The following is a 16825-nucleotide window of genomic DNA, read 5'->3' as shown; positions in this document are numbered from 1 at the left end:
TTTAAACAAAAAAACCTGAATGACAACAATAAGCTGTTCATTCAGGTTTGCTTATAATTAGTGTTTTAATTTCATTTCGAGTAACGTTCCCTCTTGGGCATCCACTTTTGCTTCGTAAAGCTCGCCTCCTTGTTGATTCACAACTTCAACTTTCCAATAAGTTCGCTCTCTTTTGCGATCTAATTCCCATTGAATCGGATGATCTACTGGAACAGCATCCAACGCTGTTTGCGTAATTTCTTCTAAAGGAAGGAGATTGTTAATATTTAATGCATAGCTATCTCTTCGCGCAACTTCTTTTTCTTTCAATGGTCTATCGGATGATTTTAGCGTTTCACCCGTCTGAGCATTTAAATCAATCGTATATTTGGTTGAGGCATCCATTCCCTCTAAATCATACTTTAGAAATGGTCCTTCATATTCAAGTTGAATCTTTGTCAGTTTAGCTTCGGGATACAACTTTTGAAAACGAGCAATGGCTTTAGCAACGGGCATAATTTGATATTTTTCAGCAAATGATGTCATTGTATACATTCCTCCTTTTGCTTATATTATAGCATTTTCCCCTCTTTTTGTCATATAAACTAATTTAGTTTGCATGTCAATATTGCGACACTTAAACTACGTTATGTGGAATTTTCGATGACTTTTCAGCCGAAATCGATTATGATTAAAACAGTCAGATTGATTCTTGTCTACCCTAGTTACTTGAAATACGAAATTACTTCTGAAAGGAAACCGACGATGAAATCACTTAAACAACTCAAACGATGGGTCATCTTAATAGCCTGTCTTATTATTGGGAGTGTGGCCCTTGATTTAAATCCAATCGCACCTCCACCTAGCCAAAGCCCATCTCATTCACAATCAGAGCAAACACTACAACAAGACGCTTATTATTATGAACGAGATGATGTCGCTGCTTATCTCAATACCTATCGCACCCTACCCCCAAATTATATTACTAAAAAAGAAGCCGACGCCATGCAATGGACGACGGATGATCCTATCTATGTAATTGGAGGCGATCGATTTGGAAATCGTGAAGGCTTATTACCGAAAAAGTCCGGCCGACAATACTATGAAGCGGATCTTAAATCGGGTTACACCCATCATCGGGGGCCCGAACGCCTCGTCTATTCCGATGACGGCTTAATCTTCTATACACCGGATCACTATGACTCATTTGAACAACTGTATTAAGGAGTGACATTATGAATATTTACCATCTCAATGCAGAATATTGTACCGATCGCGATGCCACATATCATTACTTAATTGAACAACTTGAATTGCCAAGCTATACCGGACATAATTTGGATGCGCTATGGGATGTACTCGATGAGAAATCAGATTATGTAATCCATCTTTACCATGCACGACACCTTATCGAAGCATTAGGTGATTATGGCCTCAGTTTATTAGATACATTGGGCGATCTAGTCAGCTCCGATAAAAATCGCGATATCATTTTACATTGGTAAATAAGTAAAACCACGGCAAAGGATGCAAAATCTATCGCCGTGGTTTTTGAATGTCACGATATGACTATTTTTTACGATAGGACCAATAATTACGCCCTTCTTCGCGTAAATGATGCGCTTCAACGCCGTGTAAGGAGAACATATTCACCGGATTATCGTTTGGATCGTTCACTAATACAACCTCATCTTCTGGGTCATAACCTCGAATGACAAAGATATGTCCTACTTCGGTCATGAACCCTGGGCTAATTGACGCCACAACAATCTCACCTTCTTCTGAGGCGGAGAGGGCGGCATCTAAGTCATCACCGTGATCTGTCATTTCATAGCCATATTTTTTAGCAAAATCTTCAAAAATTTTCCATGACGTTCCGTCATGATCTACCCAGTAGTCCGTTTTTGCCCATTTCAAAATATCATCTGGCGTCGTAGAAACATCACCAAAAGCAGCCTCTACCATAGCTAGACTGACAATCGCGCAGCCACCAATACGGATCGTTTCATCTTCTTCACTACCATAGTGCACCCGTGACCAGCGCGGATCTGATTGTAATAATAAAGGCACATCGATTTGATAGGCCGATTCACTCACTTTAGCGTGTTTAGCTGGATTATCCGGTAAAAAAAGCATAACCAAAATTCTCTTGAATTAAATTCTTATCTTCGAGCAACTCAACAATCGTCGTTTGATTTGTCAGCCAATCGCGGCCAAATCGTAATTCTGCAAAGCGTTTGACCGCTTCAAATGTCTCAGGCGTCTGAAAATCAAATTGCCCAAGGGCTTGCTCTAAATTAATCGGCTGACTACTTTGCTCACCGAGAGCTTCTTGTTGATCATGAATCATCGCTTCGAGCGATGCTTGCGTCGCTTGCCACGATTGCTCCGCTTCTAATAACTCATTATGTTCTTGGCTCAGATTGTAATATCGATACCCGATAAATCCAATGACACCCAATAAAGTTAAAAAAAGCAATTGGCGTAGTCTTCGAATTGTTTTTCGTTTTGGGTTAGAGGGTTGTGGGTTCGTTGTTTTCATTTGGTTCATAAAAATACTCCATTTTTTGATAAATCCTATTATGCAGTGATTTGTTAATGAAGTCAACTTTAATGCTATGAGTTCAGATTGCTTCCTTACTATCATCCATAGTACAATAACATCATCAGGGAGTCTATCCTACAGAAAGAGGTGATACAGTATGAGTCAATTGCCACATTGCCCAAAATGCGACAGTGATCTTACTTACACTGATGGGAACTTAATGATTTGTCCGATGTGTGGCCACGAGTGGACTGAGGAAGAGCATGCTGCAGCTTTAGAGGCGGAAATCATCCGCGATGCGAATGGTACAGCCTTAGCAGATGGCGATAACGTCTCGGTCATTCGAGAAATTAAACTTAAAGGGTCTAACCGCATTAAGCAAGGAACCCGGGTAACGAATATACGCTTACTCGACCATCCAGTGGACGGACATGATATTGAATGTACGATTGATGGATTCGGTCGCATGTATTTGAAGTCTGAACTGGTTAAAAAAATCTAGCCAACATTATCGAACTGCATTGCTCACAATGCAGTTTTTTAGTTCTAGCTGATAAAAAACACCGTTCTATTTTCCAATAGAACGGCGTTATTTAAATTAACTGATTAGTCGATAAAATACCAGTTGCCATCTTCTCCTTGGAACCAGCGGATTGGAACGTAGACGCCGGATTCATTTTGATAAGAATCAGGACGACCATCGCCATCTTCATCAGGTCCATAAATATATTGGGAACCTGTTTCAGCAGTTGTTTCGACTGGGGCTGCCACTTCCGCTTCTGTGACTTCAACCACTTCTTCTGCTTCCGTAACTTCTTGTTCCTCTGGACGTGTTCCTGTCAGACTTGTTTCAACTAGGTCATTCACCGCCAAAGCAATGGATTGAACTGTTTCATAAGCATCTTGGTAGTTTGTTGCTAAAATCGATACAATGTAATTTCCCGACTCAGTCTCAATAATACCCGCATAATGTTGTTCAAACTCATTATCATCACCCGTTGATAATTCGTAACGACGTAAAGCCGCTGCTAACGTATCGTAAGGGAATTTATCCGTTACTGGAGAATCTAATAATGCTTCTTTAAATTGCTGATCTAATTCTTCAGATACAAGTTCATTGTTCGCTAAACGATGTAATAATGTCGCAATATCTTGTGCTGACGTCATTGCACCACGAGTATGACCTTCTTCATCTAGATTAATCATTTCAACGAGACGCGTATTGAAGTATCCTGATTCATTTAACCAATAACTGAAATCATCTGGACCTCCCGTTAAATCAATTAAATGATTCATCGCTGTCACATCACGGTTAGCAATCACTTCATATACTAAGTCTTCTACCGTATACTCAAGACCCACACCATTTACAGCGAGCTCGCCACCATCATTTTGACCTACAAGTTGCTCATCAATGGTCACAACATCTGATAACTGAATCTCACCTTGATCAATTTGGTCATAGACACGCGCTAGAACAAACCAGCTAATCATTGAGCCTGCTTCTTTAGCTTTATCTTGATAAACAAATGGTGTTGGTTCACCTGGCTTGTAAATAACGGCTGAGACATCTGCATCGCGAGCAACAGTTTCATTTAAAATATCTTCTAAATCAGTAGCTAACTGTGGATCCAACGTACTTGCTGGAATCTCGAACGGAATTGTCTCGTCTAAATCATAACGGTCTGATTTAACCATTAATTTTGATGGAACCGCTGAACGTTCAAAGGAGTTGCTTTGCGGATCGGTAAATCGGAAAATTAATTGGTCTCCTTCGCGAATCAATGAATAACCTTCATTGAATTGGGTTACTTCCCCATCGCGGTCTAAACTGACCGATAAGTCTTCACCGTTCAACTCAGATAAATCACCGTCTACAGTCATCGCAACTTCAATCATCGGATAAGCATCGGTATTAACGTCTGAGTCTGTTAAACCAATGCCATTCGAAGCAACGGTTGTTTCTGCGACTGACGTTTCTTCCGTCGATTCATCGGTAGAGGACTCATCTGTCGAAGTCGTTGCTTCATCAACGGAATTTTGTTCTGATTCTTCACCGGTCACTTCCGCATCATCGGTTACCGGTGGCTCACTGACTTGACTCGTTTCCGGACGGAAAAGTTCCATTACTTTACCATAAATGTCTGGTCCAAAGAGGAATAATAAGAAAATAATTGCCACCGCAAGAATTAACTTAATCAAATTCCATAAAATCGAACCGAAACCGCCACGACGTGGACGCGGTTTTTCTTCATAATAAGCGACATCTTCCGTTGGATAAGGTGTATAAGTAGACGAATCTGCTTCCTCGTCATAACGCGAGTCGCCAAATCCTGCTAAATCATCTTCTATTGGAACTTCATCTTCATATAGTTCCTCATCAAACGTTGTATTCTCACGACCTAAGTCATAACCAACCAATGTTGCATCATGATCTTCTGTCGAAGTTGGACGATCACTTTCTAAATGAGGCATCGTATAAATAAATTCTTCTTCCTCATAAACATCGAGTTCTTCTTGATCTTCAGAAGGCCCATACTCATCGGTCACCGAACGATGCGGTGGCACGTATGTCTCTTCTTCCTCTGGTCGTTTGTTAAATTCTTCAAGTTCTTTTGAATCAAATTTGCACCCGCAAAAGGCACATTGAGTTTTACTTCGGATTAATCTGCCACAATTAGGACATTTCATATGTATACCTCCAGATATATCTTCTATTTACTTATCATATCATATTTCAAATACGTCTGTCATGATTTATTCATTTTGTGCTTAATCAACGGCTTTCAACGCTTCGACCATATCGACTTGTTTTAACTTAAAGTGCATTACGACCATCACAATGGTAGCAAAAATAAATGATAAAACAAAAGAATAAACATAACTGGTCCAATGAATTTGTGGATAGAACAGCAAGTCGTTCGTTTGCATGGTTTTCATAATAAAATGAGTTAGGAGAGTTCCTAATCCAAGTCCAATCAGACTTCCTAGCAATGTGAGGATTAATACCTCGTTAAAAATATATCGGCTAACTTCATAATCATAGAAACCTAACACTTTGATGGTAGATAACTCACGCAGCCGCTCACTCACATTGATGTTAGTCAAGTTATATAAGACGATAAAGGATAAGCTCGCTGCTGAAACAATAAGGACAATGGTAATTAAATCTAAACTCCACATCGCATCCGTAACACCTTGAATCGACTGACCCATATCGATAAAGTTCAATACATCTGAATCATCTGAAAGGATCGATTCAATCTCAGTTCCATCGGTGTTTGCTTCATATAACAGTAAGTAGGCATTCGTCGGCGGTGTGTTTCCCGTCAATTGTTGGTACTGCTCGGGTAATAGGTAGAGATAGTGTTGCGCATAGTTCATCGCAATCGTTGGATGATGCAATGTAAAGTGTTGATAATCCGAATCGATAAACTCAACATCCCCATCGCCATGATAATCTAATCTTTCCGCTAAGCGTTCCGTAATCATCGGTCCTCGTGCTAAGAAGGATTGTTGACTTTGCCGGTCTACGGTTGCGATAAAAGGTTGGATTTCCTCCTCTGTTCCGCCTAATACCATTAAGTTGGCTTTATCGACTTGATCATTCGGTAGTTGCACATCCACCCCTTCTTGATAAATCGGTAAGACTTGTTGCACTCCCGAAATGTCACGGAATTTATCCGCACGTTCTTGAGTGATGGACGAATCGTCTGAATCCGGGGTCACTACAATCGCATCGTATTTTTGAACTCGATCAAATTGATCAACGACTAATCCATTAATCGTATCACTAATACCATAACCCGTTAGAATTAACATCGTACAGCCAGCAATCCCCACAATCGTCATTAAGTTACGCCCTTTATAACGTAAGAGATTACGAATCGTCATCTGTTGATAGAAACCAAAGCGCGACCAAATCCAATCAACCCGTTCAATTAAAGTACGTTTACCCGCTGGGGGTGCCTCTGGAATGAGTAAGTTCGATGGCGCACCTTGTAGCATTTTACGGCCATTTAAAATCGCTGGCAGTAGCGCCGTTAATAAAGCGGCCACCGCTGCAATCAACACCCAATTCCATTGAACCGGAACGACGAGTGGTTCTAAATAATACATAATATTGTAGGCTCTTAAAATCACTTGTGGGAACACAGCATAGCCAATCAACGTCCCCGCTATAACAGCTAGGACACCTGCTAACCCTGAATAAGTCGTAAATTTATTAATAATGGTCATATCAGGGTACCCTAACTGTTTCATGGTTCCCATATAATTACGCTGCTCATTGGTCATTCGTTTAATGGTCGTATAAGTTACTAACACCGCCACTAATGTGAAGAAAAGCGGGAAAATATTACTAATCACATGTAATTGATGAGCATTATCTTCAATCGTTCGATACGATAGGAAGTCATTGCGCCCACCAATATGATAAGCCGGGCCATCTGAATCGATTAGATCCTTTAAGTCAGCTCGACCTTCCGCCAACTTTTCTTCAGCTTCTTTTAAGTCTGCTTCGGCTTCAGGTAGCGAATCTTCATATTCTTGCCGCTTACTTTCTAATTCGCGCTGACCCTCTTGAAGTGTCGCTTCTTTTTCGTTCAATGTCTGCTGGGCTGCATCCAGTTGAGCCTCGGCATCATTGAGTTGCTGGCGCCCTGATTCTAACTCACCTTGGCGTTGATTTAATGTATTTAACCCTGCTTGATACTCTTGTTCACCTTGGGATAACTTTGCTTCACCGTCTTGAATTTCTTGCGCAGCTTGCTCTAATTGTGCTAAACCAGCAGCCTCTTCTTCCTCAAGTTGGCGTTGACCCGCATCGAGTTCGGCTTGACCTGCTTCAAGTTGCTCGAGTCCATCATGGTATTGTTGCCATCCTGCTTCAAGTTGCGCCCTTTGGGTTGCTAATTCTTGGCCCTGAGCCAAGAGTGTTTGAATGGCACTATCTAACTGACTCGCGGTTGCTGGGTCAAGTTGTTCAAACTGATAAATATCAATCTGTCCTGCCAACAACCCTTCAATCATCTCGCCCGGTATTTGACCTTGGGCTGCCTGCTGAATTGCCCCATACAGTTGGTTACGACCTTCTATCCACTGCGCTTCACCCGAATCGAGCTCTGCTTGCCCTTCGCTCAATGTTTCGTAGGTTTGGGCTAACTGATCACGACCTTGATCTATTTCAGCTTGTTTGGCAGCAATTTCCGAACGTGCTTGAACGATCCGGTCTGATAATTCTTCACTACCTTGATCATAAGCTGTTTGTGCCTCATCCAATTGACGCCGTGAATCATCTAACTGTTTTCGCGCGTCAGCTAGTTCTTGCCATCCTTCTTGAATTGCTGATTCACCGGATGCAATTTCCCCTTGAGAATTACGCCATTTCTCTAAATTAGCAGCAAACTGTTCTTTTCCTTCATCAAGTTTTGCTTGCCCTGATGCGAGTTCATCCGCCGCTTCATCTAATTGGCGCTGTGCATCACGTAAAGTTTCTCGCCCTTCTTCTAAATCGTCTTCACCCGACTGGAGTTCAGACTCTACTTCATCAATTAGCGATTGGTGACGTTTGTCGGGTTGGTCTTTGAGTAGGGACTCTAATTGCGCTTTGATAGTGGATTGCAATTGGTCATCTTCTTCGGTATAAGGCAATGTCTCCGCATTCTTCACCCAATAATAGCCTTCGGTATAGAGATCGCTTTGAATCGCATCATCCATCAATACCGCAAAACCATAAGTGTTATTGCGCCGGCGAATCCGCTCCATATATAAGGAGGAATTCGCATAGCCTACAATTTTGTAGCGTCTTTGGGTTAATTCAAACTGTTCTTGAAGCGGTGGATCGAACTCCAACCAATCACCCAAAGCAGCTGGAACCCCTTCTTCAATTAAATGATCAACAATCCGCTGATCAAGGACGACTTCATCCGAATTTTCAACCATCCGTCCTTGAGTAATTTCAAACATCTGCGGTTCATTCCGTCGATGGGTAAATAACTCCGCTCGTTGTTGAGTCTCCGTTAGATTAGCTTGGGTTGTCTTCGTCCATGCCCATTCTAATTCATCCACTTGACGCAATAGATCACGGTCATCTGCGTTCAAACCGTAAGTAGATACAACATAACCTGCAGGAAGATTGCCACGCTCATAAGTTGTTTGAGCAATCTTAATCATCGCCGGTCCCGCTGCACGCACACCGACGAAGAAAGAGACACCTAACGTAATAATTGCAAAAATTGATAAGAAGCGTGAGAATGAATGCCGAATCTCACGCAAATTATCTTTCCATACTGTCGAATTCATCCTCTCACTCCCTTCAACCTGTTAAAATCATCAATGATTCCCACGGATTACCACTCGATTTCATCGACATCAAGCGGATCCACGTTAATCGTTTCTTCACTGACTTTTCCGTTTTTAATATGAATGACTCGGTCGGCCATCTTGGCAATCGTCGCATTGTGCGTAATGACGACCACCGTTGTATGGTTATCGTGACAGATTTGCTTTAATAATTTTAAAATCGTCCGTCCCGTCTCAGCATCCAAAGCACCGGTCGGCTCATCGGCTAATAACAATTGAGGACGACTGGCAATCGCGCGAGCAATGGAAACTCGTTGTTGCTCCCCACCAGATAATTGCGCTGGGAAGTTATCTTTGCGATCTAACAAACCGCATTGATCGAGTACTTCTAAGCTCTTTGCATGACTATTCGAGATTTGAATCGCCAAATCAACATTTTCCTTGGCCGTTAAATTCGGCACTAAATTATAATTTTGAAAGACAAAGCCAATCTGATTGCGACGAAACCTTGTCAGCTCGCGATTCGTATAATGACTAATATCTTCTCCAGCCACAATTACTTCGCCTGAAGTGGACTTGTCCATTCCACCTAAAATATTCAAAGTAGTCGATTTCCCTGCACCCGAAGGGCCTAAAATAACCGCAAACTCGCCCTCTTCAATCTCAAACGTAACACCATCATTCGCCCGAGTCACCACTTCACCCGTACGATATTCTTTGACAACATTATTTAGTTGAATATAAGCCATACACTGCCTCCTCTATTACCACTCACGGTAATACGCTAATACTTTCAAATACTGACTTTCAGGGTCTGGACTCGTTGGATAATCCGCTTCAAGACCAAATTGTGTTAATAAGTATGCTTCGCCATCAATCGTTTCGACCACTTCCTGTAACATTGCTTTAAAATCTTCTGCCGAATATTGTGCCGAATTGGTTGCTGCGATTAAGATACCACCTGGATTTAGTAATTTGAATAAATCTTCTGCCAAAGCAGCATAATCTTCTTCCACACGCCACATCGTCTTTTTGGTCCGAGCAAAACTTGGTGGATCACAAATAATCAAATCAAATTTAAGTTGATGGCGTAGTGCGTATTTTACATAATCAAAGACATCCATTACACGAATTTGGTGTTGATCGAAGTCGACTTCGATGCCATTAAGTTCAAATTGTTCCATCGATCGGTCCATGCTTCGCTTTGCTACATCGACACTCACCGTCGATGATGCACCGCCTACCGCCGCTGCGACTGAAAAAGCCGCCGTATAACTGAATAGATTTAATACACGCCGTCCAGCCGCTTGGTCTTTAACGAATTGTCTAACATGGCGTTGGTCTAAGAAGATGCCCGTCATCCAATCTTCTCCGAGATAAACTCCATAGTTAACTTGATTCTCTTTAATTGGGTGTGGACTTGGCGCAACTTGGCCATAGACATGTTGATTATTCTCAGCCATGCCTTCAGACGTCGTCTTAAAACGCCTAGTCTCATATAACCCTTGCAAGGTCGGAATACTTTCAATCAAAGCGGCTTGGAACCAATCACAGTATTGATACAATCCTTCGGCATAATAATTAATTAAGCCATATCCGTTATACCAATCAACCGTGATTCCACCAATTCCATCACCAATGGCATTAAAGAGACGAAATGCATTGGTCGAGTCACTGTGCATTAAAGGTTGGCGGTGCTCTAAGGCACCTTGTATTGCATCTTTAACGTATGACTCTCGCCATACTTGCTGCGGCTGGCGTGAATACAGCCAACCTAAGCCTTTATGTTGTCGTCCAATTAACACATGCCCTAAAAATGCTCCGTCCCCGTGATAGACAGGATAGCTTTCGCCTTCTTTAAGTAACTCCACCTCAGGAGATTGAATATCTTGTGTTTGAATCAAGCATTCCCCTTGGCGAATCCGTTGTCCTGCAGCGCGCTTAAGTTTGATTTTCATAGTTATTCTCGTTCCTTTATCGGTAATATCGATGCAATTAAATAATTGAATTCAGCTTCAGAAAGACGATTCAACTGATGGAGTGACGGAATTTCCTCTTCCGTCGGCAATAGTGTAAATTGCCACATATAGCGTTCTGCTACATAATCAGCTGTTGATTGATTAAAAATATTGAATTGGTAGTCATCCTTCAGTCCGTGCAACTCAATTTCATAATAAGGTGATGCTGGATTATAACGGATTTTTACTGCCGTTAAACGCCCAGTCACTTCTTGGGTATTTAACTCACGGTTCATCTGATAATCATTCGGTGAATAAATTCGACTTAAATTCAATAAATCACGTGTAACTCGGGTTGAATAGTCCAGGGAAAGTTGCAGTTGATTATTGTTGGTGGAAATGTTCAATCGATTTGTCAACGAAGCGTCATAACTTTTATAAGGATTTAAACTTTCATTGACATCAAGATGAAATTCATGTTTCAAATACATATAATCATCGAAACGTTGCCAATTATTAGGAATTTCTGTCCGTTCTAAAGCAACTTGATAGGCCGAATGAATCTCATAAATTTGTTCTTCAGTTAAATTTTGAAGGGTCTCCCGTTCTGGCAAGAAAAGAAATGACGTTAACGTGTCTTGAGCCATATTGCGCTTTGAGAATGTCTCCGTATCCACTTCAACATAGTGATTTAAATAATTCGATAACAATTCGTATTTTGAAGATTGATAATATGGTGCCTCGAAAAATCCCGTTGACTCTAAGACTTCAATTAAATTCGAATAAGCAATATCAAAGTTACGATAACTAATTAGGTCATATTGAAATCCGTGTTCTTCTGCTTCGGTTGGATGCACATTAAACTGCACACGCAAATCCCCAGTCTCACGGTCACCGATAATTTTGCCACTCGCCACTTCTTCGCTCTGATCTAAATTCACAATGCGAATACGAATTTGATAACGTTCTAGCTGATCAATCACCTCAAGCATTTGATCCCAAGCTGTGAGATGAGATGGTGGCGTCGTTGTTACGTTTTGCTCATACATATTGGCCGATACACTTTGTACAAAGTGCCCACTCAGAAGACTTATTATGAGTAAAATTAGTGTCCCCCATCGCTTAAAACACTTCGTTGTATGACGGTTTATTAATTTCATAGTAACACCTTCTCTCTAAGGCTAACTGCTAAGTATTCGCCCCCAAAATTTCTCGTTCCAAATACAAAGACAGTTGGTGCTTATCACGAGCCTTTTGAGCTTGGGAAATATTGGTTGGGCTAAAGTAATAACGGCGCACTTCGCCATTGTATAGCGCTTGAATATAGGCTCCTTCAATCTCATCTTGCCCCGTCTCTACTTGCGCTAGTTGACTCTCCTGTTCCATCCACTCCGTCACTTCTTGAATCACCGCTTCGCGCAAGACACGGTACAAACCAGCCTGTTCCTTTGGAATCAAATAAATATCAATACGTTCGTAATCCGTAGTATCATGCCCCGTGGACTTCGATGGTCGGCGTAAATGACGTTTTGATGATTTAGCCATGCGTTACCTCCGAAATGAGTTTATATTCTTGCATAAAATCCAAGTCTCCTTCAGACAAGTACCGTTCGATTGTTGAAAGGACACTTTGTTCTTCATTAGATCCGACTTGATAACGACAGTGACGCTTTAATTCAGGGTCCGCATTTTCCATGGCGATGGAGTAACCCACCGCTTGCATCATACTCATATCGTTCAAACTATCGCCAAAGGCCATCGTATTTTCTTTTTTAATCTGGTATTTATCTTGTAAATAACGAATCGCCGTGCCTTTACCACCGTCTGCCACATAAATATCCATCCAAGCATCCCCACTCGTCACTGCACTCACATTCGGGTATTGGTCCATAATTCGTTGAATGAGACCTTTATTCTCCTCAAATGAGAGCTCGCTATATATTGAAACATTTAAAAAGTTTTTGTCCGGAATTTCATGGTGGCGTTCAAGGACGGTTAAGTCATTATTGTAGCGCTTGATATAATCGAGTGCATCTTGTGTCGTATAGGTAAAGTACGAATGGAATCCATTGCTGAGGACCGGATGCAACTTCGGATTTTGACTCAAGTCTTCAACGAGTTGACGCACCAGTGGATAGTCAAGACCATGTTGATAGATGACCTCGTCCCCTTTTAATAAAATCGTTCCGTTATCACAGGCAAGATAGAGGTCATGAATATCATGGAGGTTGAAATAATCCGACAATTTGTGATAACTGTTGCCTGTCGCAACACATAACATATCGCCACGATCGTTCAGCCGCTCGTTAATTTGGAGGAATCGCTCGCGATCATATGTCTTATCTCTCCTTAACAACGTTTCATCTAAATCTACCGCAATTAATTTCTTCATGATTTGCTCCTTATCATCTTGTGGAATTGTTTGAATATAAATCCATTCCCTATATTAAAGCAATTGTAGCCAGTGATTAGGGTTCACTCGTTTTGCTTCCTATTCTGGTCTTATTTTACCACAATCTCCACTCTTAATCACGGAAGGCTCTTGGATCTTTGAGGGAGGTTCTATTTGAAATCGCTTTGATTTTGATAAGAATAAGTGATTCGATGAAATAAAAAAATCTCGCACTGAACAGTTGCTCAATGCGAGATAAAACATTATTTTATTGACTACATTGTTTTGTTTTATTCTTCTATACTTTCGTATTCTTCAGAACGATTTGGTTTAATTAAGATTTTACTACCGAAAGCAACAATCACTAGTCCGAGAATCATCCAAATGCGTGCGCTAGACTCACCAGTTCCTGGAAGGCCATTGCCTTTCGTTGTTTCTTCGGCGGTCGTCGCAGCTTGAGCTCCATAGATAATACCGTAAGTACCCATCTTTTGGGTGGCAACGACAGCACGTCCGTTATTTAAGTTGAACATTAAGCTCATTAATTGCCCATTCTCATTGCGCGCTAATTGTAGACGTTGATGAACAGAGCGTGTTGGCAGCCAAATTTGTGCTAGATGTTCTAAGTTGACGGCCTGATTATTGCGGTTCAGCAATTTAATTTCATAGACGTCCGCATCATAACCGGCAAACGGTCCTGCAGGTTGAACTTTTTGAACATCGAGACGAACGATATTTTTCGCATCATCTGGATGAACTTTTACTGTCACACCCGTTCCATCATGGACAAATTGCTTCGTCGCTAATGAGACTTGGTGCTCAATACTTGACTGCTCCTCAGGCGCTACCGTTGTAGTAGAACCGATGGCTTGGGTTGTTTGAACGGTTGTCTCATGAGTAGTGGTCGGCGTTGGTTCTGCGGTTGTAGTTGTTGTTGGCTCTGCAGTTGTCGTCGTTGTCGTTGGTTCAACCGTGGTGGTTGTAGTGGTCGTAGTCGGTTCGACGGTCGTGGTGGTTGTAGTGGTCGTCGTTGGTTCGACGGTTGTGGTGGTCGTCGCTTCACGATCGAGCTGAATCACGACTTGAGCCATTTGATCCGCTTGTACCGTCACTTTACCTTCACGTTGAACGAGTTGATAGCCTTCCGGTAACTGAACAATCTTGTATGGATTTTCCCCAACTGGGAGTTGCTCCACTTGAATTGTTCCAGCAGCATCACTCGTATACTGTTTATCCGCCACTTCGATAACAACATCGGCTAACGCTGTACCTTCATTATTTCTGAATTGCCACTGAGCCGATCCGACTTTCGGTTTAGCTTGGATCGTCAGTTCACGCTCGACAACTTCTTGGTCATGCATATTGATCAATTCAATCTCAGAAGACACACTCTCATATCCTGCTGGCACTTCTACCACAGACAATTGATGGTCACCTACACTCACATCTTTAAATACGACCTCGCCTTGGCTATCGGTTGTTTGAGTCTCGTCGTCTAATTTCACGGTAACACCTTCAACAGGTTGTTGATGTTGATCCATTACTCGAAGTTTCACTTCTCCAGGTCGTTCCAAACGTTGAATCGTAGCTACGACTGGGTCATTTTCACCTGGTTTAACTTCAAGTTCACCTTTCGCTTCAGCGATATCATACCCTTCAGGCGCAGATGCTACATGGTATGCGTAGCTGCGACCTGCTTCGATTTCTAACATTATGACATCCCCATTGACATTCGATTGATATTCTCGATCATTGAAGACGAGGCTTGATGGAGTGACTGGGTTGCCATCTTGGTCACGAATTTGAACTGTCACCGTAGCAAGTTCAATTTTTTTCGTTAGTTGGACTTCCGTCACTGCCTCTTGTTGCGCAGCAACTGAAACGATAATATCCGTTGTTAACTGATATTCTTCTGGGAGTTGAACCGCTCGAAGCGCATAATCTCCTGGCGTAACTTGTTCAAATACGAGTTGCCCTGCAGCATCCGTCGTCGCTTGCGGTCCACCTTCGCCCAGTTCAAATATCGCCCCTTCAACGGGTGCTTGATCTGGCGATAAGACCGTTACCCGAATGGTTCCAACAGGTTTCTCTTCAGTGGTTGTCTCTACGGTTGTTTCTGTTGTTTCTGTTGTTTCGGTTGTTTCTGTTGTTTCTTCGCTTGTCGCTACAGGCGTTAAAATAGCTTGCCCTTCCGCTGTCATATCCGCTTCAACAAGAAGTGTTTCATCGAGTTGTTCTACTTGATATTCAGCTGGAGGAGTTACGCTCACTGAATAATCGCCCACTGGCAGTAAATTGATCACAATTTCACCGTTGCCATCTGTTATGTAGTCTGTTTCGCCAATTTGGACTGGGACTTCCGCTAATGGTTGACCTTCGGCATCTACCACACGATAGACTAAGTGCCCCTTAAGATTTTGATCCGCTTCATTTCGTTCTAAATGGATAGGAACAATGACTTCACCCGCACCGGACTCAGTGTCTTCAATAGTGAATGTTCCGCTGGCCATTTCTTGCTTAAATTCTTCGGGCAAATCAAAAAGATATTGATAAGTTCCTGCAGGGAGTGCATCAATTTGAGCTTCCCCATTTTGGTCCGTAATTAAGTCATACCGTTCAGAGAACTCCTCATTTTGAACGGATAAATATAAATTAGAAAGTGGCACACCTTGCTCATCAACCACTTGGATCCGTGTTAAATACTCCACGGGTGTTGGGTTTTCTTCAATCACTGTTTCTGTTTCTTCAATTGAATCGGTCGATTCGGATTGTTCGACTTCTTGGAATGCTGATCGATCTTGCTCGAACCCATCTAACAGCGCTTGCGATTCACCAAGTCCGTCGGTGATAAACGCATTAAGTCGTGCTCTGTAGTGGCCTGTCGCCGCATCAAACAAATTGTCACCCAATTTTAATTCAAAGGTTTGGTCATAGACTTGAGTCCCATTTCCAAAATCATTTAATATTGGGTCGGATTCAGCACGTACATATTCTCGCTGATTTGGCTCCGGATTAGTGATCTCTAATCGCCCAAGTTGATAACGTGACTCTCCACGCACAAAGTTCGTATCGTCATAGAGTCGTAATTTGTATTGCCCCGGATTGAGCGCGTAGGCTGTATTTTCTTGTCCTACACGATGCTCCGCTGCGACTTGAGCCTCGCCGCCTTCAGGATAGTAAATTAAGTCATAATTAAAATCTGAAATTTTCTGAAGTTGATCTCCATTTTCAACTTGGAATAAGTTGACCGTTAATTGGATTAAGGATTCCTGTGCGTCAGCCGTTGGCAACATCCAACTTAAGCTGCAACTTAATCCTAAAATCCACACCATCGCAGTTTGCATCCATTTCTTGAAATTCATCATTGCGACCCCCTTCTTATATTTGACTTTATTATAACACAGGCCTGCCTGCTAATCGCTGATCAGGGCATAAACTCACAAAGAATACAATCTTTTGTTCTTATTTTCATAGAAAATTCATATTTCTCGCTGGGTGAGGTGGTGGAGTGAAATTTGATTTGACAGGAAGTTTGGCATAAAGGGGTGGAGATGGACAAAGTCGGAAGGATTGTTCAGCTCGATGACGGGAGGTGGACAAAGTCGGAAGGATTGTGCAGCTCAATGGCGGGAGGTGGACAAAGTCTGC

General features: G+C 42.0%; 14 protein-coding genes. 3 read left to right on the top strand and 11 right to left on the bottom strand.

The features are described from left to right. Positions 1-57: 57 nt before the first annotated feature. Positions 58-525 carry a PepSY domain-containing protein gene (locus HMPREF9707_RS07125; RefSeq protein WP_006702025.1) on the bottom strand — a complete coding sequence of 156 codons (468 nt, stop codon included), beginning with the start codon at positions 523-525 and terminating at the stop codon, positions 58-60. Positions 526-744: 219 nt separating this feature from the next. Between HMPREF9707_RS07125 and HMPREF9707_RS07120 the strand changes: the two genes are divergently transcribed. After that, the gene (locus HMPREF9707_RS07120; protein WP_006702024.1) at positions 745-1203 is read left to right on the top strand and encodes a ribonuclease domain-containing protein; all 459 of its coding nucleotides are present in this window, start codon (positions 745-747) and stop codon (positions 1201-1203) included. Between the two features lie 11 nt (positions 1204-1214). Next, on the top strand, positions 1215-1484 hold the full coding sequence (locus HMPREF9707_RS07115) for a barstar family protein (protein ID WP_006702023.1): 270 nt from the start codon (positions 1215-1217) through the stop codon (positions 1482-1484). Between the two features lie 64 nt (positions 1485-1548). Here the strand turns inward: HMPREF9707_RS07115 and HMPREF9707_RS07110 are convergent, their stop codons facing one another. After that, complete coding sequence (locus tag HMPREF9707_RS07110; RefSeq protein WP_006702022.1) at positions 1549-2115, bottom strand: C39 family peptidase; 567 nt, start codon at positions 2113-2115, stop codon at positions 1549-1551. After that, on the bottom strand, positions 2096-2530 hold the full coding sequence (locus HMPREF9707_RS07105; protein WP_006702021.1) for a hypothetical protein: 435 nt from the start codon (positions 2528-2530) through the stop codon (positions 2096-2098). The genes HMPREF9707_RS07110 and HMPREF9707_RS07105 overlap by 20 nt, the downstream gene beginning before the upstream one ends. 151 nt (positions 2531-2681) lie before the next feature. Between HMPREF9707_RS07105 and HMPREF9707_RS07100 the strand changes: the two genes are divergently transcribed. Continuing rightward, complete coding sequence (locus HMPREF9707_RS07100; protein WP_006702020.1) at positions 2682-3026, top strand: zinc ribbon domain-containing protein YjdM; 345 nt, start codon at positions 2682-2684, stop codon at positions 3024-3026. Positions 3027-3130: 104 nt separating this feature from the next. Here the strand turns inward: HMPREF9707_RS07100 and HMPREF9707_RS07095 are convergent, their stop codons facing one another. From HMPREF9707_RS07095 to HMPREF9707_RS09255, 8 genes are all read right to left on the bottom strand, one after another. After that, complete coding sequence (locus tag HMPREF9707_RS07095; RefSeq protein WP_006702019.1) at positions 3131-5215, bottom strand: serine hydrolase; 2085 nt, start codon at positions 5213-5215, stop codon at positions 3131-3133. 81 nt (positions 5216-5296) lie between these two features. Continuing rightward, entirely contained in the window at positions 5297-8827 is a 3531-nt protein-coding gene (locus HMPREF9707_RS07090) for an FtsX-like permease family protein (protein ID WP_006702018.1), read from the bottom strand. Between the two features lie 47 nt (positions 8828-8874). Beyond that, positions 8875-9576: an ABC transporter ATP-binding protein gene (locus HMPREF9707_RS07085; protein ID WP_006702017.1), complete on the bottom strand. Its 702-nt coding sequence runs from the start codon at positions 9574-9576 to the stop codon at positions 8875-8877. 15 nt (positions 9577-9591) lie between these two features. Then, a complete protein-coding gene (locus HMPREF9707_RS07080; protein ID WP_006702016.1) occupies positions 9592-10785 on the bottom strand; it encodes a class I SAM-dependent rRNA methyltransferase in 1194 nt (397 codons plus the stop codon). 2 nt (positions 10786-10787) lie between these two features. After that, the gene (locus HMPREF9707_RS07075) at positions 10788-11945 is read right to left on the bottom strand and encodes a hypothetical protein (protein WP_006702015.1); all 1158 of its coding nucleotides are present in this window, start codon (positions 11943-11945) and stop codon (positions 10788-10790) included. Between the two features lie 28 nt (positions 11946-11973). After that, entirely contained in the window at positions 11974-12330 is a 357-nt protein-coding gene (locus tag HMPREF9707_RS07070) for a hypothetical protein (RefSeq protein WP_006702014.1), read from the bottom strand. Beyond that, entirely contained in the window at positions 12323-13177 is an 855-nt protein-coding gene (locus HMPREF9707_RS07065) for an HAD family hydrolase (protein WP_006702013.1), read from the bottom strand. The genes HMPREF9707_RS07070 and HMPREF9707_RS07065 overlap by 8 nt, the downstream gene beginning before the upstream one ends. A gap of 290 nt (positions 13178-13467) precedes the next feature. After that, positions 13468-16539, bottom strand: coding sequence for a carboxypeptidase-like regulatory domain-containing protein (locus HMPREF9707_RS09255; RefSeq protein WP_006702012.1), 3072 nt, complete (start codon positions 16537-16539; stop codon positions 13468-13470). Positions 16540-16825: the final 286 nt, after the last annotated feature.

The organism is Falseniella ignava CCUG 37419 (assembly GCF_000301055.1).
GTDB lineage: Bacteria > Bacillota > Bacilli > Lactobacillales > Aerococcaceae > Falseniella > Falseniella ignava.
Note: the sequence above shows the minus strand (reverse complement) of the source record. Positions and strands in the feature narration are given on the sequence as shown.